Genomic DNA, 21215 nt, shown 5'->3' on the forward strand with positions numbered 1-21215 from the left:
TGTTAACTAGGTTGAAGGGGGACTGGGGACTGGGGGCTGGGTAAGACTTTTTTTCAATTCCCAATTCCCAATTCCTAATCTTGGTCAGTTGGTATCGGTAAAACCACAGTTTAATGGATCTAGCCTATAAATTGTTTTTTAAGTAAAGCGTGAATTTACTTAAATATTGTAAAAAATTCCCGGATAGGCGCAAAAAATTTTATTTATTCGTAATCTGATTTTTGTTAAATTGCTTGTGATATAGCAATTGGGCGCTTTTGATGAAAAACGTTGATCGAATGGCGGAATGGTTGGAAACTCGTTGGGTAAAGCCAGCGTATGGGGGTGGGATACTCTTAGCGATCGCTATCTGCTTTTTTGGAGCCGCTACTAACACTATGGCAGGGTGGCTGTATGTTATCAGTGGTGTAATGTTAGCAATAGTGGGACTCTCGGCTATTTTACCAGCCCGAAGTCTCAAGTCGTTGCGAGTCAACCGCCGTCCCATCCAACCAGTGAGTGTTGGTGACGAGTTAACAATCGAATTGGATATAGAAAATCCAGTTGACAAATCCCAAAACCTGCTACAAATCCAAGACGATCTCCCCTTCGTCCTGGGAAAACCTGTACACACACCGATAGAAAGTATTCCCCCGAAAAGCGTTCACCACTGGATTTACTACCAACCAGCCCAAAAACGCGGTGTTTATCGGTGGATGACAGTGCAACTTAAGACAGCTGCCCCTCTGGGATTGTTTTGGTGTCGGCGCGATCGCCAAGTTCCAGCTACAGCCTTCGTCTATCCTACAGTTTTACCCCTGATCAATTGCCCTTTAATCGATGAAATTGGGGAAGATACCAGTCCTCAATTTCTCAGCATAGATCGCCGTTCCCAGGCAGCAACAGAAGGAGTAACGCGAACCCTGCGTCCTTACCGAGTCGGCGATCCCACCCGCTTAATTCACTGGCGAACCAGCGCCCGGTTAGGACAATTCCAAGTCCGCGAGTTGGAGACCTTCACCGGAGGGCAAGAAGTAATTATATGCCTTGACAGTGCCAGCGTTTGGAACCCGGAAGATTTTGAACAAGCCGTAATTGCTGCTGCATCCCTGTACTTCTATGCCAGTGGACGGCAGTTAAATGTGAAACTTTGGACAGCCTTAACTGGATTAGTGCAAGGTCATCGCGTAGTATTAGAAACCTTAGCCGCAACATATGCTGGAGAAGATGCGATCGCTGTGAGTCAGCCAAATCTTCCCTTAATTTGGCTGACTCAGAACCCAGTAACACTAACTGTCTTACCTCCTGCTAGCCGCTGGGTGCTATGGATGCCATCATCAACTGAACCTGCAACACCCGTAAATCGCAATTCCCCTGGAATAATCATCAACACCGAGCAACCACTACAAGTTCAGCTACAATCGCCCCTGCGATAGATTTCTTCACTGACATTTTTTACCAACCGATTCTCTTAAGGAAAAGCCTTAGGATACAATGCTTTAATACCTGCCTACATCCTGTCATTACATATCATGCAATCATCAGAAACTCAATCAAAATCCAGCGATAAAAACCTAGAGGCAATGCGTCAGTTTTCTCAAACTTACGCCAAACGCACAGGTACATACTTTTGTGTCGATCCTTCAGTAACAGCCGTCGTGATTGAAGGACTCGCCAAGCACAAAGATGACCTTGGTGCGCCTTTGTGTCCCTGTCGCCACTACGAAGATAAAGAAGCAGAAGTAGCTGCTGCTTTCTGGAATTGTCCCTGCGTACCAATGCGCGAACGCAAAGAATGCCATTGTATGTTATTTCTCACCGAAGATAACGAGTTTCGTGGTGAAATGCAAGACATCTCTATTGAAGAAATTCACGCCGTGCGAGATAGTATGTAACAATGTGCGCGAGGCAATCAGCCTCGCTATTTTTTTATCCTTCAAACAACTTGAATGCTTTTAAGTTATAGCCTTAAGATTTCCATAAAACCTGATAAAAAGAAACTTTTTAGTAGGGTAGGTATTGCTATATATAATGTCTGAAGAAATACCGACTGAATTTTGGCAAGGAGTAGAGCAGTTTAATCAGCAGGAATTTTACCCTTGTCACGACACCTTAGAAGCCCTGTGGATGGAAGCCAGCGAACCGCAAAAAAGGTTTTATCAGGGAGTCCTGCAAATAGCAGTTGCCTGCTATCATCTGGGGAATCTCAACTGGCGCGGTGCGGCGATATTACTAGGAGAGGGAATCGGACGCATCAAAGCTTACGAACCCCGATACAGCGGTATTGATGTTAGCCAACTCATAGATCAGAGTGCTGAACTGTTGACAGCACTGCAAGAAGCTGGTGCGGAAAACATCGCTGAATTTGTTGAACAGATGCAGCACCAAGGCGACATTGTACAATTACCAAAAATACAGCGAGTAGACGCTCAAGAAACTTCTGCAAGCTAGGCATCGTCAGGATTTTAGTGCTTGGTCATCGCTGAAGTAGATCCGGATCGAGTCTATAGAAAGAGTAAACTAGGCACAGTAGCTGATTAACGCATTCAGCGCGTCCTTAGCCTGTTGCCAATGACTAAAATTGATGTTTCCGCAAAACCCATGATGCAATCCTCTCAACAAACTCAATCTTTCATGCGTCGCCTGGGATTAGTATTAATGCTTCCAGCTGCCTTGGTGGGAGCGATCGCATTCCCCACCCAGATGCAACAAAACGCCCAAGCCCAAACTCCAGGCGACGGACGAGCCCTCACCGTCCGTTCTGATGTCCAAGAAGCCAACTCGAAAACAGGGGTCGTAACCGCACGCGGTAACGTGCAAATGTACTATCCATCACGACAGATTCAGGCAACAGCTGCCCAAGCTCAGTATTTCAGCAAAGAGCGCCGCATTGTTCTCACTGGCAACGTCTACGTCCTACAACAAGGTAATAGTCTCCGAGGCGAGACAATCACATACCTGATCGATGAAGGGCGCTTTGTTGCCCTGCCTCAAGGCAACCGACAGGTAGAATCAATTTATCTAGTTTCCGATCCCAGCGCCCCAACTCAACCCGCAGCGCCTGTAACAACTCCCCCCGTTAATCCTAAGCCAGCCTTCAAAACACCGAATAGCCCATCAACAACCCCCCAAAGGTAATAAAGGCAAAAGGCTCTCATGCAAAAGGCAAAAAAAGAATGCACTTATTCTTTTAGCCATTAGCCATCAGCCACAATTCAATGAAAATCGTACTGGAAAATATTCACAAGTCTTATAGCAAGCGCACGATTGTCAATCGTGTCAACCTTTCAGTAGCCCAAGGGGAAATCGTGGGATTGCTCGGTCCCAATGGTGCTGGTAAAACCACCACCTTTTACATTGCTACTGGCTTAGAAAAACCTGATCAAGGTACTGTTTGGTTGGATAACACCGACATCACCGCCTTGCCCATTCATAAACGAGCTACATTGGGCATTGGCTACCTCGCCCAGGAAGCAAGTATTTTCCGCAACCTCAGCGTCCGAGATAACATTTTACTGGTTTTAGAGCAAACAGGTGTCCCGCGCCGTCAGTGGCAGCAGCGTCTAGATTACTTACTTCAAGACTTTCGTCTAGAAAAAGTTGCTTATACACACGGAATTCGTGTCTCTGGGGGAGAACGGCGGCGCACCGAGTTGGCGAGATCCTTAGCATCTGGCCCCGAAGGGCCGAAATTTTTGTTTTTAGATGAACCATTTGCGGGTGTCGATCCAATTGCCGTATCGGAGATTCAAAAAATAATAGCCGAACTACGCGATCGCAGCATGGGCATCTTGATTACCGATCACAACGTCCGCGAAACCCTCGCTATCACAGATCGAGCCTACATCATGCGCGACGGACAAATCCTCGCCGCAGGCAGCGCTGAAGAACTATACAATAACCCTTTAGTACGCCAATATTACTTAGGCGATGACTTCAAAAGGTAGCCCCTAGTCCTTTGCTAACAGCTAATGCCCAATTTCTTAAAAACAATTAGCGATTAGCCATTAGCAACTAGCAATTAGCCATTAGCCATTAGCAATGCCCAAATTTTTCAATCCGCTCTACCCCTTGATTTCCCGCATCTCGGTCATGGATCGCTACATTGCCAGCGAACTATTCGCACCTTTCCTGTTTGGGATGGGTTTCTTTTCTTCTTTGGGAGTAACGATTGGCAGCTTATTCGACCTGATGCGGAGAAGTGTGGACGTAGGGCTACCAGCCATGCTGGTTTTGAAAGTGTTGCTGTTGAGTCTACCGCAATTTATGGCATACGCCTTTGCTGCCTCAACACTACTAGCTACCTTATTAACCTATAGTCGTCTTTCTAGCGATAGCGAATTGGTAGCTTTGCGTAGCTGCGGCATAAGCGTTTATCGTCTGGTAACACCAGCAATTATCTTGGGATTTTTCATCACTGGTATTGCTTTTACCTTTAATGAATATGTAGTACCAGCAGCAAATTATCAAGCTAAAGTTACCCTAGATCGAGCGCTGAATAAAGAAAAGCCGTCTTTCCAAGAGCGAAATATTTTCTATCCAGAATATACTAAAGTCAAACTGCCCAATGGCGAAAAAGAACAAGTGCTAAAGCGCCTGTTTTATGCAGAAAAGTTTGATGGTGAAAAAATGCAAGGCTTGACAATTTTGGATTGGTCACAAGAAGGACTAAACCAAATTGTTACCTCACAAGCCGCGTCTTGGAACCCAGCACAAAATACCTGGGATTTTTTTAAAGGCACCATTTATCTAATTTCTCCCGATGCTTCCTATCGCAACATTTTGCGGTTTGAACATCAACAGCTGCAACTGCCTCGAACAGCCTTAGATTTGGCAAGTTCTGGGCGCGACTATGGAGAAATGAACCTTGCACAATCCACAGAACGTCTGAAAATAGAACGTTTAAGTGGCAATGAGCAGAAAATTCGCAAGCTGCTGATCCGCATTCACCAAAAAATAGCTTTACCCTTTGCTTGTGTAGTGTTTGCTATAGTGGGTGCTGCTTTGGCAACTAGACCTACTCGCACCAGTAAAGCCACAGGTTTTGGTATTAGCGTCTTGGTGATTTTTACTTACTATTTATTAATGTCCTTTGGGGATGCGCTGGGACTGGGCAACTTCCTGCCTCCCTTTGTTGCTGCTTGGATGCCAAATCTGTTTGGCTTAGCAGCAGGTGTCTGGTTTTTGCTTAAAGCTGCCCGGTAAATTAGTCATTAGTTGTTTGGGCTGTGTATACCGCGAACCAATAAGCGATCGTTAATGGCCTACGTCCTGAATCATTAACGATCGCTACTAACTAATGGCTAACTGCTTATATAACAGTTCTAAATAAATTGTGAAACATTTTTTCGTTTGCAGATTGTATCCCTGTCTGACGGGTTACAGCCGATAAAGGAGTTGCTAGAGAAACTTTTACACAAGATACTGCCATCTTTAAAAAAAGATTACCTTACGGCAACTACCTTAAGTTAAATAGCGTATAGAATCAATTTATACCCACCGTGCAGAGCCGAGCTGCACTACACCTATGCCATCCAAACAAGTTCCTGCCTCCATCCGCTATTTCAAAGCACGGTTCCGGACAGTGCTGCGTCCGGCGTTTTGGGGTAGCGCGATCGCGATCTCAATGGTACTCTTTGGCGGATGGCAGTACTGGCAACACCCAGAGTGGCTAACTGGCAGTGGCGATGAAGCAACCGAGAATGAACAAAGCCTTTCAGAAGAAAGTAGTGCTATCGGCGCTGATATTGATAGTTTACCTGTATTAATTCAAGAATTTAACCCGACCAATCCCCAAGGAGCAGGCAAGCAAAAGCAGAAACCGCAAACTCCCAAGGAAGAAGGTTTATTTGAACAGTTAACTCGTAACAAAACTGCTGCGCCTAATACAGAATCAACATCTAAATTGCTCAAAATAGCACCCAAAGATCCGCAAAACTCCACCAATCCTTTTGCTACATCAGCCCAAGAGCTACTAAATGCTGGCCCCCTTTCCAATAGTGGCCCCCTTTTAGGAGCAACACCCAGCAACCAGCAAACTGAAACATCCGCAACATCCGCAACTTCTAGCCCAGCAGCTGGGTTTAAAGCGCTCAATGGTGATAAACCATCCCAAGCTGCGATGCCTGGAAGCCCGCTGCAACAAGGTTTAAACCAAACATCAACACCTTTATTGTCTACGAGTCAGCCACCTGCAAATGTATCTGAGTCCGCGCAGGCAACCCCGACATCTACCTACAGTGGACAGATGGCACCGCCAACGACAACAACTACCTTACCTACCACAACAGGCTATAGCGTTCCCCCAACCACAACAACTAATCCTAATCCGAATGCTTACACCTCTTTTACCCAACCCCAGCCAGCGCCAGTAGTGCCAGTCGCACCCATACCCGTAGCGCCACCCGCCCCCATAACCACCAATAATTACGGACAATACCCATCTGGTTTGCCCAATCAGGGAAGCAACATTGGCACCAACTCTGGATTTAGTTCCAACGTGGGTAATAATTCCAACGTTGGTAATTCGGGAGTGCAACCGAATCCGGTAACTCAGCCTACTAGCAACTTTCCCCGTCCGGTTACAGGGAGATCCCTTGGTGGGGGCCGGATAAACACTTTTACCAATCCTTAAAAAGGAATAATTGGGGAAGGATGGGTTGAGGCACCTAGCCCAAACAAATATTAGGAAGACGTTAGGTAACGCTTACTCAGTACCCAATAAATAACTCTTAAGTCAGTGAAATTCCAGTTTTGAGTTACTAATTTAAAATTAATAACTCAAAACTCTTTCAATTAATCAGGACAGCTGACAACTATCAATTGAAATGTTTGATAATCGCCTCTGCAAACTCAGAACATTTCAGAGGTGGCTCTACTGGTGGTTCCATCAACCGCGCTAAATCATAAGTCACTTCGCGGTTAGAAATAGCTTCACCAAGCCCTTTCTTAATCAAATCCGCTGCCTCTTGCCAGCCCATAAATTCCAGCATCATCACCCCCGACAAAATCACCGAACCAGGGTTTACCCGGTCTAAACCAGCGTGTTTAGGAGCAGTACCGTGAGTAGCCTCAAAGATGGCACATTGATCGCCAATATTGGCTCCAGGCCCCATCCCCAACCCGCCGACAATCGCAGCAGCTGCGTCAGAGAGATAATCCCCATTCAAATTCATCGTGGCGAGAATGGAATATTCATCCGGTCGCGTCTGAATTTGTTGAAAAATGCTGTCCGCAATTCGGTCATTTACCATCACCAAGTTTTTCCACTGACCGTTACCGTGAGTTTGCCAGATGGAGTTGAGGACATCTTCAACTTCCTGACAGATTTGGGCTTTTTTCTCCTCCGTAAGGGCATCGTACCCAGGATCGATCTGACGGGCGTTTTCTTCTAAACTAATATCTGGGTTACGCTCTTTGTTGCTCAGAATCCAAGATTCCCGTTCAGTAACGCACTCGCCGCGAAACTCTGTAGTTACCAGTTCATAGCCCCAGTCGCGGAAAGCGCCCTCAGTGTACTTCATGATATTGCCCTTATGCACCAGCGTCACCTGCTGCTTGTTCTTGGGGAGTCGCAGGGCATTTTTCATGGCACGGCGCACCAAACGTTGGGAACCCGTTTTGCTAATTGGTTTGATGCCGATGCCAGAGTCGAGGGGAATTTGCTTTTTCCCGTGTTCGGGTGTCGCGGGGATTAACTCAGTATTGAGCAGTTTAATCAGTTTGTCGCCAATTTCGCTGCCCTGTCGCCACTCAATTCCTAGATAGATGTCTTCTGTGTTTTCTCGGTAGATGATGACATCTAGTTTTTCTGGAGTTTTGTGGGGAGAGGGCGTACCTGCGTAATACTTGCAGGGGCGAACGCAGGAGTAGAGGTCGAAAATTTGACGCAATGCCACATTCAGCGACCGAATGCCTCCTCCAATTGGCGTTGTCAGTGGCCCTTTGATGGCAATCCCATACTCTTTAATCGCGTCGAGGGTGTCTTGGGGCAAATACTGGTATGTGCCGTACTTTTCGCAGGCTTCATCACCTGCGTAGACTTTAAACCAGCTAATTTGCCGTTTACCGCCGTAGGCTTCTTTGACGGCGGCATCAAAGACTTTTTGAGATGCGGGCCAGAGGTCTATTCCCGTGCCGTCGCCGCGAATGAAGGGGATGATTGGGTTATCTGGGACAATGGGTTCCCCATTTTTAAAGGTAATCTTGGAGCCTGTTTCGGGGGGAGCGATCTTTTCGTACATATTACACTCTTGTTGAGTCTAGTCTGAGCCAGACAATGCTTTTTTGAAGGCTACCAGATCATCAAAGCTTGCGATCGCTCAAGTCAAGCTTTTTTGAATTTTAAGCTTTTTGTTTGCTACGCCGCCCGCTCCTCATCCAGGCAATGCCACCGACAATCAAGGAAAATAGGGACATAGAGGCTGGCTCTGGAACTGACTCTGATTCTGACAATGGCCCCTCTACTGTCGTGCCAACTTTGATTTGATAGGCAAGCTGGGATTGAGAGGGGGTTGCTCCTAACCAACTCATAATTGATTGTCCAGTGAGGAGAAAATCTGTTTTATCAGATAGACCTCTAATTCGCAGATAGTCTAAGCTGTCTCCATTTGCATCCGCAACAGAAGAATTATTCAGGGCAAGTCCGTTTAGGAATAAATTGTTAACTTCAATTTTGGAGTTGGGCTTGGTAGCTCTGGTGCGGATTAAAATGTCTGTAAAGGGGCCGGTGGCGGTCGAGGTTAAGGTTTTACCTCCTACGGTGTAGCTGACATTTTGGGTAGCTGCTTGGTACGCAAGGGTAAAAGGTGTTGCTGTGCCATTTGACCAGACAAATTCATCCCGATCCAAAATGACAAAATTATTATTAACAATGTCATGGATATCGAGTTCGTAAGTCGTTCCACCGATTGAGTTAGACCCTATTCGACCTTCGGGAACAAAGGAAAGTTGATCGATCAGCGCATTATAGTCTGTATCTGTGTCCAAATGGCTGAGGCTGTAAGCACTAGCTGCATGAGGCGATGCTATTAGTCCCAGTGCGGCAAGGGACAGGGTGACAAATGTATGGCAGGTTGTCATATACTTTGTTAACTTGATTTTTTGTAGTCTTTGCTACAAAAATTATGCCACTTTTTAGGCGCATTTTACAAGTGCATATTGGGGATTTTTCTCCCAAAAAATATGTTTTATTTATTTATTTTAACTATTTAGTAAATCAGAGTAGAAATCAGCTATGTGGCAAAGGGCAATAAAGTAAAACAAGGTTGCTTTAAAAAACTAAGTAATTCTGCGGAAGTTATAAATACTTACTTTAAGTATTTATTGGGAAGTTTTGGGGCATAAATATCCGAGCGAATTTGGAGAGGTAATCTAAGATATATTTGATAATTTCCGCCATTTTGGTGAAGTGGGGAAAGTTTAAATGTTAAAAAATATGGGGTTAATGCTGCAATATCAGCATTAGTTTTAGAGAACAATTTGGTAGTGGTTGCTTAAGCTACTGCGCTTTCAACCAAATGCTTAAGCAAAAATACTCAGTGGTTTTCTGCGAGTATTTCAGCTAGAACATCGCGCCTGCTTCATTTTTATCAACTTAAAGCCAGAAAGCGCTGACAAAGTAGGAAAAATATTATAGCTCATAACAGCCATTTTTTGCTGTCGAATGGTTTTCGATGCAGCATTGAGCGCAGTCAGACATCAGCCATTATGCTGAAGTAGGGTAGATCGAGCGCGATCGCCCCCGTGCGATACCTCTTTATACCCCAGTTTCACTACCACTGGTTGAGACACTGCTAACGCTGCCGATTATTTACAAGCTGATATAAAAAAGATATATGCTGCACAACCAGCCTCTGTACTTTCCAATAACACAACTCACGATAAAGCGGGATAATCCAGTTTGCAGAGCATGGCTGATATGGATGGTAAGGGCCCTCTAGAATAACGATGAAAAAAATATTAGTCGTTGATGATGACAGAACCCTGCGAACCGTCTTGACACGCTACCTGCAAACCCAAGGGTATCAGGTTCAGGATGTAAGTTCTGGTATGGAGGCATTAACTGTTTTTGAACAAGATGCACCGGATGTAGTGGTTAGTGATGTCATGATGCCAGAAATGGACGGTCTGGAATTTTGCCGCCGTCTGCGAGGGATACCTTCAGGACAATTAGTGCCGTTTATATTTCTATCAGGAAAAGGAGAATTAGAAGACCGAATTCAAGGACACACAATAGGAGCAGATGATTATCTGACAAAACCTTTCGATCCACGGGAATTAGTTGCAAAAATTGAGGCACAGCTAGAGCGATCGCGCCGCATCAATGCAGAAATGGTACGGTTAATGCAGCAGCTGGCTACCAGCGCTGCCCCTGCTGAAGAGAAATCACAATACTCAGATGTTCCCCCAGTGATGTCACTGCCCTTAACCCCAGCAGAGCAAAGAGTTTTTTGGGAGGTAATTCAAGGTTTTACCAACAAACAAATTAGCGATCGCTTGTTCATCAGTCCCCGCACAGTTCAAACCCATCTGAGTAACATCCTCGGTAAGCTGGAGCTAGACAATCGCTCTCAACTGGTTCGCTTTGCCTTTGAACGCGGATACCGCCGTCCCAGCAATGAGGAGCAACTATAGAGGAAATGCTAGTTGCTTGTTCATTGCTTATTGTTAAAAGCCATGAGCCATTACCCATTAGCTATTAGCTATTAACTATTAGCCATGATTACCAGCGTTTACACATTGAGTAAAATAAGTCAAGCGATCGCGAAGGATCAGTCGCAATGGAGACCGTTAGTATTTACTAACGGGTGCTTTGATATACTCCATGCAGGTCATGTGAGATATTTACAAATAGCAAAGTCCTTCGGGCGATCGCTTGTGGTGGGGTTAAATAGCGATCGCTCAGTCAGTGCCATCAAACCGCACAAACAGGGATTGCCTCCTCGACCTATAGTTCCCCAACAGCAGCGCGCAGAAGTTCTCGCTGCCCTAAAGTCCGTCGATGGGGTAGTGATTTTCGACACCTTAACCGCCACTAGCTTAATTGAAGCACTCAAACCTGATATTTATGTCAAAGGAGGCGACTACAGCACACAAACCCTGCCAGAAGCACCAGCTGTTTTGGCATACGGGGGGCGGATAGAATTAGTCAAAGTGGAAATTCCTACCTCGACCACAGCACTTATTGACCGCATCCTGCACTCAAGTCAATAGTTATAGGTCATTGAAACTTTGAAACGTTGGGTAGGGATTCTCGTTCTCACGACGCCTCCAGCGTCTCCAATCTTCAAACGTTCAAACGCTTACGGAAAAAAGACAACAGACTGAAACTTGCTTCATGATTGACCCAAAGACTGCCGATCTACCAGACACCACCTCTAACGACATCGCCGCCCTCCGCTTCAAGTTCGAGTCGGGTTCTCCAGCAGGGCAACTACAACTCATTCCGGAACTCATAAAAGCTGGAGAATCCGGTTTAGAGGTACTGATGGAATTTTTACTTCAAAGCAAGTCAAACCCTGCCACTTTGGTTGCTTTCAAAGCCTACCAGACCCTTGAGAGCGCCAACTCAAAAGTCGCAGATGAATTTCTGCAAACCCATTTCCCTAACGGGATCGTACCGCTAAACTCAGAACGCGGCATCGACTACACACCCCTGCAACAGCTGCTCAAAAAACAGGACTTTCTTTCAGCTGACCGGATCACCCTGCAAAAAATGTGTGAATTAGCAGGCGTTGATGCCGTGCAGAGAAAATGGTTGTACTTTACTGAAGTAGAAAACTTCCCCATTAAGGATTTGCAAACCATCAATAACCTGTGGTTCGTCTACTCAGAAGGGAAATTTGGCTTTGGAGTGCAGCACGAAATTTGGTTGGGTGTCGGCAAAAACTTCTTAAAATTCTGGCCGAAAATCGGCTGGAAGAACGGAAACAACTGGACTCGATACCCCAACGGGTTTACCTGGGATCTGTCCGCTCCTAAAGGTCATCTGCCTCTGTCCAATCAGCTGCGAGGTGTCCGGGTAATTGCCTCATTGCTATCTCATCCCGCCTGGTTGAATAAAAGTCCTGAATCTTGAGTGTTAAAGAGCGATCGCATTTCGTCAGCGTTAACGCTATTATGTGGTTCGCGTCAACCGATAGCAGCGCTCTCGAAGACCGACTAAGTTAGCAATGTTGCGATCGCTCTTTAACCTAACGCATCCTACCTATCTTCATCCTTGCTTGTTCAGCTTTTTAGGCAATCTTTCCTGAACGTGTTGATTATTGGCTTGATTCGGGAACGCTAAATATAGCTGGAAATTATTAATGATGTCATACAAGCAACGTGTATGGGGGTAGGGATAGTAATGGTAGGCCCAGAAAGTAGACTTTTTTGCCGTTTGGATGGTTTGACACCACAAGTTAGAGAACAACAAAGACTCAAGGCTTTGCGAGAGTTGGGGCTACTGGAAACAGAAATAATTCCAGTTTTTGAGGAAGCTACACAAACAGCAGCCCGCTTTTTGGAAGCGCCAATCTGCTTTTTGGGTTTAATAGCACAAGAAACCCAGTGGCTCAAGTCAGCTGTGGGTTTATCGCGAGTGGGACTGATGAACGAGCTAGCGACTTCGCGGCAAATCCCACGCAATGAAACCTTCTGCGCTTATGTAGTAGATAGTCATCAGGTATTGGCAATTTACGATACTAATGACAAGCTTTGCCAGCCAATATTTGCTGAGAGTTTGCTGGTGCAGCACTACGGCATCCGTTCCTACTTAGGCACCCCACTGCTGACATCTGATGGAATTTGTCTGGGTACGCTGGCAGTAATGGATTTAGTGCCTCGTAGTTTTACCAGCAAAGATATTGAATTCTTGGCACTCATGGCACGCTGGAGCCTGAGCGAATATGAGCGAAACCTTCTGCTTCTGGGAACGCGGCAAGTGGATTCGCCACAGCGTATCAGCTCCAGCAGTCAATGGTTTGCTAAATCGTCGCTACACGCCCCACCAGACTCATACGATCACTTAGGATACAACGCCGCTACTCCCCTGAATTCGAGCGATTTGCTTTCCCTGACCCGTTCAGCCCCCAACCCATCTGCAACTACCTCTGTTAAAGCTAAACTGCTATCTCAGCTGTCCCAGGAACTGCGAACCCCACTAACTTCGGTGATGGGGATGGCGAGTGTTTTGGGTCGCGAAGTTTACGGGCCATTAACAACTAAGCAGAAGGAGTATCTGGAAATTATCCACCACAGCGGACGCCACTTAGTTTCGCTAGTGGATGAAATTTTGTCTCTGGGAGGGCTAGATGAAGGTAGCCAAAAACTCGATTTTACGTCTGTGGACATTGAAATGCTCTGTCAGCAGGCAATTAATAGCTTGGAACAGTTTGCGTCTGGGCGGCAGCAACAGATTCGTTTATCAATAGAACCTGGTAAGCGCATCTGGTTGCTGGATAAGGATAAGGTGCGGCAAATTCTCTACTACCTGATTTTTAATTTAATTAACTCAGGCAGTGCGGGTGGTGTGGTTCGCATTCATGTCTCTCGCAAAGGCGAAAGGCTGAACATTTCTGTCTGGGTTTCTCACCCTTGGTTAGGAGATGGTCTGCCTCAGATTGAGTTTTACTCGCATTCAGAAGTTTCGACGCTCTCGGAGCGCTCAGAAGCGTCGCTGCAAGCCAGCATCACCCACACTCAGCAATCGCAATCATCTATGTCGTGCCTCCAAGCAGCTAATCCAATGCTGCTGAATGGTACTGGTACCGCTAATCCTCCCAGTCCGGAACCAGTATCTGGGCAGCAACAGAGCAATAGCAACTCTCGCGAAAATCTTGGACTTTTACTCAGCTGTCTGTTGGCGGAAATTCATGGCGGACAAATTTCTGTTCAAGGCTCTCCAGACGCAGGTTATCGCTATGTTGTCAGCTTGCCGCCAATGGAGAGTGAAGAAACATTTGACGATTGACTGACAATGGGCTATAGACTATGTACTTGGGAATAGGTAATGGCTAATTGCTAACGGCTAATGGCTAATGGCAATTAGCGCTTAAACAATTAGCAATTAGCAAATGACCAATTACATAACTCTTTGGCAACGATTTACCATGTCCAATTTGCCGCTTTATCAGTGGCAAAGCACCAGCTATTTACATCGGTTGGTTGGTATCCTGCGATCTTGGCGGCAAAGTAGCTGGCTGATGCAGTGGGAGCAAGCGATAGGAGCTGTGTTGGTAGCTTTAGTGTTTGTTTTAGCTCCTTTCGTGTCAAATGTACTGATCGGCGTGTTAATGGCTGCTGGTGCTGGTTTTTGGGCGCTGCTGACACTCTCGGATGATCGGGGGTACGTCCAAGGCTCCCCAAAGGTGACACCTATTCACTGGCTGGTTTTGCTGTACTGGGGTATTGCTACGATAGCAACGGCTTTGTCTCCGGAGAAGGAAGCAGCTTTTAAGGGATGGTCGAAGCTAACGCTATATTTGCTGTTTTTTGCGCTGATGGCGCGGGTGTTGCGATCGCCTCGTCTGCGCTCAATACTTATTACCGTCTACTTGCACGTGGCGTTGATTGTCAGTGTATATGGGTTGCGGCAGTGGTTTTTTGGGGCAGAAGCTTTGGCAACTTGGACAGATCCCACGTCTCCCATGTCTCAAACTACGCGAGTTTACAGTTACCTGGGTAATCCTAATTTACTGGCAGCTTATCTGTTGCCTGCGATCGCTTTATCTTTGGCAGCTGTTTTCGTTTGGCGTGGTTGGGTTCCCAAAGCCTTAGCGTTGACGATGTTTGTGGTAAACTCTGCCTGTCTGGTTTTAACTTTTAGCCGCGGCGGTTGGATTGCCTTAATATTTTTGCTGGGCGCGTTTGGGATGATGGTGGTTTTCTGGTGGAGTATCCAGATGTCTCCTTTCTGGCGAACTTGGTCGCTACCGTTGTTATTGGGAAGTTCGGCGGTTGTAGTATTGTTGGCGTTACTATTTGTGGAACCATTACGCGATCGCGTTTTCAGTATGTTTAGTGGTCGCAAGGATAGCAGCAATAATTTTCGGCTCAATGTCTGGAGTGCGGTGAAAGAAATGATCTGGGATTACCCGATTCTGGGTATTGGCCCTGGTAATGTTGTCTTCAATAAAATCTATCCGGTGTATCAGCTTCCTCGTTATAACGCTTTGAGTGCCTATTCTATCTTTCTGGAATTGCTTGTAGAAACTGGTTTTATCGGATTTACCAGTTTTATGTGGCTGCTAATTGTCACCTTTAACCAGGGATGGTTACAACTCACTCGGTTGCGGGAAGTACAAAGACGCGACGGGTTTTGGCTGATGGCGGCGATTGCGGCTATGTTGGGTTTGCTGGGACACGGGTTGGTAGATACAGTCTGGTACCGACCGGAAGTTAATACTCTCTGGTGGATGATGGTGGCGTTAATTGCTAGTTATTACATTGTCTCCCCTGCAAGCGATCGCACTTTGCCCAGGAGTTCGGGATATAGCGATCGCGTTTGATAATTTTCTCCTTCTCTTATGAAAAAAAAAGCAGAAAGATTTTTTCGTCTTTCTGCTTTTTTTTTTAATTTTAATCTTTTTACTCTCTATATCCAGTACTACCAGTGCGACTTGCTGGATCGGGGTCGCGGTATGCTGTCGGCTCATGGTTCTTGCGGCCAGCCAGCCCAGCTAAACCAGCCAGACCAAGTAAGCCCAGCCAGCCCCAATCGAAACCATCATCTTCGTTCTCAACAGCAACATCTTGGCCCGAAGTAGCGGGGTCTACAGTAGTTGTATTATCGGGATTTGTTTGAGCAGAGGCGGGCATAGTTAAGGGGAGAAGTGCCATACTCACGGTGAGAACGCCAGCTCCAACAACTTTCGACAAATTAGAACGCTTCATAAGTTAAATTAAGTAAAGTGCTTTGTGAGTTCCTAACTTATAAAGGTAGACTTCTTCCCCAAAAATAGAATCAATCTGTGGCTATAAAGTTAGCTGGTTGTTCCCTCTAACTATAGATATAGAAGATGCACTTTTTCCCCACTTTCTGAGTTTAGTAATTTTTCATGGCTCGTTCCATATCGCGTTTATCTTCACGTTTCTTGATGTCTTCGCGCTTATCGTGCAGCTTTTTCCCTTTGCCAAGCCCAATTGTTAGCTTCACCCAACCCCGCTTTAAATACATTTTCAAAGGAACTAAAGTTAAGCCCTGCTGTTCCACCTTGCCAATCAGTTTGCGGATTTCCTGTCGGTGCAGCAGCAGTTTGCGCGTGCGCCTGGGGTCGTGGTTGAAAAATTCGCCGATACCCTTGTACGGCGAAATGTGGACGTTTATCAGCCATACTTCACTATTGCGAATCAAAGCATAGCCATCTCGCAGATTAACCTGACCTTGGCGAATCGATTTAACTTCTGTACCAGTTAACTCAATTCCAGCCTCATAGGTTTCCAAAATTTCATAGAGGAAACGGGCTTGTCGGTTATCGCTAATAATTTTAATACCTTCGTTCTTTTCACTCATCGCAACCCAGCTGTGGAAAAACTTGTCTTAACGTAGCCTTAAAATGCAAGCGATCGCAACAACCCAGAAGAGGGAGACAGGCAAATTCTCCTGATTATCTCGGTTTTCAGTCTATAACTAGGAACGAGAATAATTTCCTCAGTCGCCAGTCCCTGCTTTGCATAACTATCGGGAACGGACTTTAATAGTAACTTCTTGGAGGCGGCTACCAGGGTTAATATCTTGATACTTCTCCTTGGTGTTGCTGCTGGATGACACTTTGTTGGCTGAAGAAGACTTGGCGGTTGATATTGCAGCCTTTTGAGCCTCAGTCTGGATGTGCTGCTTTTTGGTGTACTCAGCAATTTTGGCTTGAGCTTGAGCGTAGGTGGGAGTGTCTTGAGGAATCTGTTGGAGATAGTTTAAGGCACCAGCAAAATTTGTTTGGGCGGCTCTTTCGTATGCTTGTTGTAACAAATATTCAGATTTAATCCGCTCTTTCTCAGTATATTCTACCAATTTTTGTTGAATTGTTACATCTGCCGTATCTTTAGGAATTAATTTCAGATAGTTAACAGCGCTGGTAAAGTCTTTTTCTGAAGCTTTTTCATAGGCTTTTTGAATTAATTGTTTTGCTTCTGCTTCTATTTTGGGTTGCGCTTTTTGGAGGATTGGCTCGGCTTTCTTTTCCCAAAAAGGAACATCAGGAATCTTACGAGCGGCAACTACGACATCTAACCATCGGCTTTCCTTAAATGCTTGTTCAGCGGCTTTAAATTGAGTAGCGGCGGTATGCCAATCTTGGCTCCACTCTTGGATAGCGGCTTGAGCTTCTGGATAGACGGTACTTTTTGAAGGAATGGACTTAGCCAGCGCGATCGCGCCTTTGAAATCTCCATTTTGATATTTTTCCTGCGCCGTTACTAAAGTTCCTGATGTTGATTCTGAGGGAAACGCTTGCAGCAAAGAATATACTCCACCCGCAATTACTAAACTATTAGCTGCAATACCTATAGTAACTCCAGTAAGAACAGGAGAAGTAGGAATTTTTTTTACATTTGGGTTAAATAAATTTTGCCTAACAAGTGCTTCAGAGTTCTCTACGGGCGGGTTTGTTAACACTTCTTGTATACTCGCCGTTTCCCCGCCCCATACTTTCGAGAAGGGTAAGAGGCGGCGTAAACCCGCTTCCACAATTACGGCTCGGCTCAACACTTCTTGCCTACCAGCCGACATTCGGATACAGTCCGCCTCTAGGACTTCTGGCTCCGAAATCTTTACGGTTAACGGTTGCAGCGCCTGTAATGTTTCAAATGCTGATTGGTAGCGGGTGCGAAAGTGATAGCGTACCATTTTTTTTAGCACCGAAATTAACTCATTTAGAGGTGATTCATACATTGCTTCTAGCGGCAAATGATGCTCCCAAATCACCTCCCCCGTAACCGGATCTTCTGTTAGTTGGGCTGGTTCCACACCTATCAGTGCTTGGATGGCAATCATTCCCAGAGCATAAATATCGCTATTTGGGTGGGGATGTCCTATCAGTTGCTCGGCGGGAATATACCCCAACCCACTAATAGCCAGGGTAGTGTTACTCTGGGCTTTATCTATAGTAAAATGCTGCGATTGAACTGCGCTAAAATCTGTTAGAAATAACTTGCCATCTCCGGAGCGTCTAATGATATTGTTCGGTTTAATATCGCAATAAATGATACCTTGAGAGTGAACAAAGTCAAGAATGCACAAGATATCTTGCAGCATCTGTACAACTTGACTTTGAGTCCACCGTTTGACACAGCCTTTGCTGATTGGCAGTTCCGCACTCAGCGGATGACCTTGAATGAATTCTTGCACTAAGAAAAATTCTTGGTTTTCTTCAAAGTAGTCTAATAGTTGGGGAATATGCTCGTTATCTTTTAGTTTCTTTAAAGTTTCGGTTTCACAGATAAACCTACGCTTTGTAATTGAAGAGAGGTTGGGGACTGGAGTGGCAAAATTGAAGTGTTTGAGAACACATCTGGGGTTGCCTGTTTGGTGAAGGTCTTCAGCAATATAGGTTTGCCCAAAAACCCCAGAGATCAGGAGCTGGACAATTTGGTAACGACTTTTTACTATTTTGCCGATCATTGGGTGGATTGCCAGCTCCTTATACAGTGGCTTTTAAACGCACATCTAGAATATATATATATTTTTTCGGGAATTTCCCTGTCTTTCCGGATCTTGTGGAAAGCGATCGCTTGCGGGTTGCATACCCAGAACCCCAGCAACAGCAAGGAAATCGCCCTAAACGCCGTACAATGCCCTCGCAAGCTGGGTTAGTATTTTTTCGGTAAGACGCGATCGCTTGCGTAAACCTTCTCTCACGTCCTCCCACTCAGCACTTTTTTCCAATAAGCTGTAACATCCAATAATTAGGGCGGATGAAAGCGCAAAGCTTACTTGCGGTGTCTGATTAATTGTTTTCACCCGTGTAGGTGGAGTTAGGCGCGTTGTTCTGTGCCAAAATCGTTTTCAGCCGTTGCGCGATTTTTTGCAAGACCCTTCTTTAACGCCAACTGTCACGAAACTGCATGAACTTAACTTTAGGACAAATACTAGGAGGACACTACCAAATCATCAACTCCTTGGGAGGAGGTGGGTTTGGTAAAACTTACCTTGCTAAAGATATGTATCTCCCTGGCAATCCTCCGTGCGTTGTTAAGCAACTTAAGCCTCAGTCAACCAATCCGCAGACTTTAGAAATAGCAAGGCGTTTATTCGATACTGAAGCCAAAGTTTTGTATCAATTAGGAAATCACGCTCAAATTCCCCGCCTTTTTGCTTACTTTGAGGAAAATCAAGAGTTTTATCTAATTCAAGAATTTATTGAAGGCTATAACCTCAGCGAGGAACTCACTCCCGGTAAACAGTTGAGTGAAGATGAAGTTGTTTCCCTTTTACAAGATATTTTAGAAATTTTAGAATTTGTCCATCAACAAAATGTAATTCACCGTGATATTAATCCCCGTAACTTAATCCGTCGTCAGGAAGACGATAAGTTAGTTTTAATTGATTTTGGTGCAGTAAAACAAATCAGCACTCAGATAATTAATGGTATACAGAGTAACTTGACTGTAGCTATTGGTACGCAAGGGTATCTACCCAGCGAACAAGCTAACGGACACCCTAAATTAACTAGCGATATTTACGCTGTGGGAATGATTGGGATTCAAGCTCTCACTGGGATATTTCCTAATCAGTTAAAAACCGATCTGGATACTGGGGAAATCATCTGGCGTAATCATTCATCAGTTAGCAATGCTCTGGGGAATGTTTTAGACAAGATGGTGCGTTATGATTTTCGGCAGCGCTACCAATCAGCATCTGAAGGATTGCAAGCACTTAAAGATTTGAAGATTCCTACTGGTGTCACGATGATGGTTTCGCCAGTTGCTAAAACGCCAGTTCGTCCAACAACTCAGAAGAAAGCTAAAAAATCAGTCTCGGTTTGGAGAAATGTTTTAATATTAACTGTTCTGCTTGGATTGGGGACAGTGGGCGGATTTTATTTGGTAAATTTTGTTAATTCTTCTAATGCAACTGATTTATATAATCGAGGCAAGACGCTATCTGAGTTAAACCGGAATGAAGAAGCGATCGCGCTTTACAACAAAGCTCTTAAAATTAGTCCAGATTACTTTGAGGCTTGGAATGGCCGCGGTAAATCTCTGTTAAATTTAAAGAAGTACAAAGAGGCACTTGATGCCTATGATAAAGCAATTCAACTGAATCCAGTTTCTTTTGAAGCTTGGGCTGGTAGAGGTTATGTCTTGGATAACTTGCAGCGATACAAAGAAGCAATTTATTCTTTTGACAAGGCTTTGGAAGTTAAGCAGAACTCGCCTGAAGTCTGGAATGGTAAAGGAGAAGCACAGACTAATTTACAGCAATACGAAGAAGCGATAGACTCTTTTGATAAAGCAGTTAAATTTAAGCAAGATTATTATCAAGCTTGGTATAGTAAAGGATGGGCAGAGCATAATTTGCAGAAGTATGAGGATGCGATCGCGTCTTACGACAAAGCGATTGATTTCAAATCTGACTACGCGCAAGCTTGGCACAATCGCGGGAATTCGCTCATCAGCTTGCAACGCTACCAAGATGCTGTTGAGTCTTATGAGAAAGCTGTTAAATTTCAGCCGAATAATTACAATGCTTGGTACAGTCGTGGCAACGCTTTAGTTAATTTGCAGCAATATAAAGAAGCGATTGATTCATATAAACAAGTGAATAAAATTCAACCAAGCTACTACAAAGGCTGGTACGCGAGAGGTTGGGCGCTGCATCAATTGGAACGTTACGAAGAAGCATTAGGCTTTTATCAAAAAGCGCTTAGATTAAATAATAATGATTATATAGTTTGGTACAATCTAGGGAATCTATTGTATAATTTGAAAAAATACGAGGATGCGATCGCGTCTTATAACCGAGCTGTTGGTATTAGATCAGAACACTACGAAAGCTGGTTCAGTCGCGGCAATGCGCTATTTAATTTACAAAAATACGAAGAAGCGCTGTCTTCCTATGAGAAGGCAATTCGATACAAGCCAGATTACCAGCAAGCAATAGAAGCTAAACAGCAGGTGGAGAGTCAAATGAAGCCAGAAAAGTTGACTCCAAAAGCAGGTAAAAAGTCAGATAAATCCGGAAAAGCTGACTCTTGACAGGAAGCAATAGAGGAGCATCTCAAATAAATTTCCCACAGGCTCAAGCCTCGCGCGAG

19 protein-coding genes are annotated in these 21215 nt (G+C 45.0%); 13 read left to right on the forward strand and 6 right to left on the reverse strand.

From position 1 onward, the window contains the following. Positions 1 to 260: 260 nt before the first annotated feature. The 7 genes from H6F63_RS26745 (at position 261) to H6F63_RS26775 (ending at position 6613) form a co-directional block, all read left to right on the forward strand. Entirely contained in the window at positions 261 to 1415 is a 1155-nt protein-coding gene (locus tag H6F63_RS26745) for a DUF58 domain-containing protein (RefSeq protein WP_190640344.1), read from the forward strand. Between the two features lie 96 nt (positions 1416 to 1511). Continuing rightward, positions 1512 to 1874: a ferredoxin thioredoxin reductase catalytic beta subunit gene (locus tag H6F63_RS26750; protein ID WP_190426056.1), complete on the forward strand. Its 363-nt coding sequence runs from the start codon at positions 1512 to 1514 to the stop codon at positions 1872 to 1874. Positions 1875 to 2010: 136 nt separating this feature from the next. Next, entirely contained in the window at positions 2011 to 2430 is a 420-nt protein-coding gene (locus H6F63_RS26755) for a DUF309 domain-containing protein (RefSeq protein WP_190426054.1), read from the forward strand. 150 nt (positions 2431 to 2580) lie between these two features. Then, on the forward strand, positions 2581 to 3117 hold the full coding sequence (locus tag H6F63_RS26760; protein WP_190640372.1) for an LptA/OstA family protein: 537 nt from the start codon (positions 2581 to 2583) through the stop codon (positions 3115 to 3117). Between the two features lie 80 nt (positions 3118 to 3197). Then, positions 3198 to 3926, forward strand: a complete 729-nt coding sequence (lptB, locus tag H6F63_RS26765) for an LPS export ABC transporter ATP-binding protein (protein ID WP_190426051.1) — start codon at positions 3198 to 3200, stop codon at positions 3924 to 3926. Positions 3927 to 4020: 94 nt separating this feature from the next. Continuing rightward, positions 4021 to 5184, forward strand: a complete 1164-nt coding sequence (locus H6F63_RS26770) for an LptF/LptG family permease (RefSeq protein ID WP_242017495.1) — start codon at positions 4021 to 4023, stop codon at positions 5182 to 5184. A 322-nt stretch (positions 5185 to 5506) separates the two neighbouring features. Then, positions 5507 to 6613: a hypothetical protein gene (locus H6F63_RS26775; protein WP_190640345.1), complete on the forward strand. Its 1107-nt coding sequence runs from the start codon at positions 5507 to 5509 to the stop codon at positions 6611 to 6613. Between the two features lie 184 nt (positions 6614 to 6797). On the opposite strand, the gene H6F63_RS26780 is transcribed toward H6F63_RS26775, so the two are convergent. Continuing rightward, positions 6798 to 8222: an NADP-dependent isocitrate dehydrogenase gene (locus H6F63_RS26780; RefSeq protein ID WP_190640346.1), complete on the reverse strand. Its 1425-nt coding sequence runs from the start codon at positions 8220 to 8222 to the stop codon at positions 6798 to 6800. Between the two features lie 100 nt (positions 8223 to 8322). Then, positions 8323 to 9060 carry a PEP-CTERM sorting domain-containing protein gene (locus H6F63_RS26785; RefSeq protein ID WP_190640347.1) on the reverse strand — a complete coding sequence of 246 codons (738 nt, stop codon included), beginning with the start codon at positions 9058 to 9060 and terminating at the stop codon, positions 8323 to 8325. A gap of 867 nt (positions 9061 to 9927) precedes the next feature. Between H6F63_RS26785 and H6F63_RS26790 the strand changes: the two genes are divergently transcribed. The 5 genes from H6F63_RS26790 (at position 9928) to H6F63_RS26810 (ending at position 15470) form a co-directional block, all read left to right on the forward strand. After that, positions 9928 to 10614: a response regulator transcription factor gene (locus H6F63_RS26790; protein WP_190444623.1), complete on the forward strand. Its 687-nt coding sequence runs from the start codon at positions 9928 to 9930 to the stop codon at positions 10612 to 10614. A gap of 84 nt (positions 10615 to 10698) precedes the next feature. Continuing rightward, entirely contained in the window at positions 10699 to 11193 is a 495-nt protein-coding gene (locus tag H6F63_RS26795) for an adenylyltransferase/cytidyltransferase family protein (protein WP_190640348.1), read from the forward strand. Between the two features lie 124 nt (positions 11194 to 11317). Next, on the forward strand, positions 11318 to 12058 hold the full coding sequence (locus H6F63_RS26800; protein WP_190640349.1) for a GUN4 domain-containing protein: 741 nt from the start codon (positions 11318 to 11320) through the stop codon (positions 12056 to 12058). Positions 12059 to 12328: 270 nt separating this feature from the next. Beyond that, entirely contained in the window at positions 12329 to 13933 is a 1605-nt protein-coding gene (locus tag H6F63_RS26805) for a GAF domain-containing sensor histidine kinase (protein ID WP_190640350.1), read from the forward strand. Between the two features lie 103 nt (positions 13934 to 14036). After that, positions 14037 to 15470, forward strand: a complete 1434-nt coding sequence (locus tag H6F63_RS26810) for an IctB family putative bicarbonate transporter (RefSeq protein ID WP_190640351.1) — start codon at positions 14037 to 14039, stop codon at positions 15468 to 15470. A gap of 79 nt (positions 15471 to 15549) precedes the next feature. Here the strand turns inward: H6F63_RS26810 and H6F63_RS26815 are convergent, their stop codons facing one another. The 4 genes from H6F63_RS26815 to H6F63_RS26830 all read right to left on the reverse strand — a co-directional run bounded on the left by H6F63_RS26815 (position 15550) and on the right by H6F63_RS26830 (position 18919). Next, complete coding sequence (locus H6F63_RS26815; RefSeq protein ID WP_190640352.1) at positions 15550 to 15855, reverse strand: WGxxGxxG family protein; 306 nt, start codon at positions 15853 to 15855, stop codon at positions 15550 to 15552. 151 nt (positions 15856 to 16006) lie between these two features. Further along, on the reverse strand, positions 16007 to 16474 hold the full coding sequence (gene smpB / locus H6F63_RS26820; protein ID WP_190426023.1) for an SsrA-binding protein SmpB: 468 nt from the start codon (positions 16472 to 16474) through the stop codon (positions 16007 to 16009). Between the two features lie 165 nt (positions 16475 to 16639). Continuing rightward, on the reverse strand, positions 16640 to 18580 hold the full coding sequence (locus H6F63_RS26825; RefSeq protein ID WP_190640353.1) for a serine/threonine-protein kinase: 1941 nt from the start codon (positions 18578 to 18580) through the stop codon (positions 16640 to 16642). Between the two features lie 156 nt (positions 18581 to 18736). Further along, on the reverse strand, positions 18737 to 18919 hold the full coding sequence (locus H6F63_RS26830) for a hypothetical protein (protein WP_190444617.1): 183 nt from the start codon (positions 18917 to 18919) through the stop codon (positions 18737 to 18739). A gap of 104 nt (positions 18920 to 19023) precedes the next feature. On the opposite strand from H6F63_RS26830, the gene H6F63_RS26835 reads away from it, so the two are divergent. Next, the gene (locus H6F63_RS26835; protein ID WP_190640354.1) at positions 19024 to 21156 is read left to right on the forward strand and encodes a serine/threonine-protein kinase; all 2133 of its coding nucleotides are present in this window, start codon (positions 19024 to 19026) and stop codon (positions 21154 to 21156) included. Positions 21157 to 21215 lie beyond the last annotated feature (59 nt).

The sequence above is a fragment of the Trichocoleus sp. FACHB-40 genome (assembly GCF_014695915.1).
GTDB classification, from domain to species: domain Bacteria; phylum Cyanobacteriota; class Cyanobacteriia; order Cyanobacteriales; family FACHB-T130; genus Funiculus; species Funiculus sociatus.

Excerpts from the sequence above, each read along its gene's own strand:
- H6F63_RS26755 (WP_190426054.1), top strand. The coding sequence starts at position 2,011 with ATGTCTGAAGAAATACCGACTGAATTTTGGCAAGGAGTAGAGCAGTTT.
- H6F63_RS26825 (WP_190640353.1), bottom strand. The coding sequence starts at position 18,580 with ATGATCGGCAAAATAGTAAAAAGTCGTTACCAAATTGTCCAGCTCCTG.
- H6F63_RS26795 (WP_190640348.1), top strand. The coding sequence starts at position 10,699 with ATGATTACCAGCGTTTACACATTGAGTAAAATAAGTCAAGCGATCGCG.
- H6F63_RS26760 (WP_190640372.1), top strand. The coding sequence starts at position 2,581 with ATGATGCAATCCTCTCAACAAACTCAATCTTTCATGCGTCGCCTGGGA.
- smpB (WP_190426023.1), bottom strand. The coding sequence starts at position 16,474 with ATGAGTGAAAAGAACGAAGGTATTAAAATTATTAGCGATAACCGACAA.
- H6F63_RS26815 (WP_190640352.1), bottom strand. The coding sequence starts at position 15,855 with ATGAAGCGTTCTAATTTGTCGAAAGTTGTTGGAGCTGGCGTTCTCACC.
- H6F63_RS26805 (WP_190640350.1), top strand. The coding sequence starts at position 12,329 with ATGGTAGGCCCAGAAAGTAGACTTTTTTGCCGTTTGGATGGTTTGACA.
- H6F63_RS26745 (WP_190640344.1), top strand. The coding sequence starts at position 261 with ATGAAAAACGTTGATCGAATGGCGGAATGGTTGGAAACTCGTTGGGTA.
- H6F63_RS26835 (WP_190640354.1), top strand. The coding sequence starts at position 19,024 with ATGAACTTAACTTTAGGACAAATACTAGGAGGACACTACCAAATCATC.
- H6F63_RS26770 (WP_242017495.1), top strand. The coding sequence starts at position 4,021 with ATGCCCAAATTTTTCAATCCGCTCTACCCCTTGATTTCCCGCATCTCG.
- H6F63_RS26775 (WP_190640345.1), top strand. The coding sequence starts at position 5,507 with ATGCCATCCAAACAAGTTCCTGCCTCCATCCGCTATTTCAAAGCACGG.
- H6F63_RS26810 (WP_190640351.1), top strand. The coding sequence starts at position 14,037 with ATGACCAATTACATAACTCTTTGGCAACGATTTACCATGTCCAATTTG.
- H6F63_RS26750 (WP_190426056.1), top strand. The coding sequence starts at position 1,512 with ATGCAATCATCAGAAACTCAATCAAAATCCAGCGATAAAAACCTAGAG.
- H6F63_RS26800 (WP_190640349.1), top strand. The coding sequence starts at position 11,318 with ATGATTGACCCAAAGACTGCCGATCTACCAGACACCACCTCTAACGAC.
- lptB (WP_190426051.1), top strand. The coding sequence starts at position 3,198 with ATGAAAATCGTACTGGAAAATATTCACAAGTCTTATAGCAAGCGCACG.
- H6F63_RS26785 (WP_190640347.1), bottom strand. The coding sequence starts at position 9,060 with ATGACAACCTGCCATACATTTGTCACCCTGTCCCTTGCCGCACTGGGA.
- H6F63_RS26790 (WP_190444623.1), top strand. The coding sequence starts at position 9,928 with ATGAAAAAAATATTAGTCGTTGATGATGACAGAACCCTGCGAACCGTC.
- H6F63_RS26780 (WP_190640346.1), bottom strand. The coding sequence starts at position 8,222 with ATGTACGAAAAGATCGCTCCCCCCGAAACAGGCTCCAAGATTACCTTT.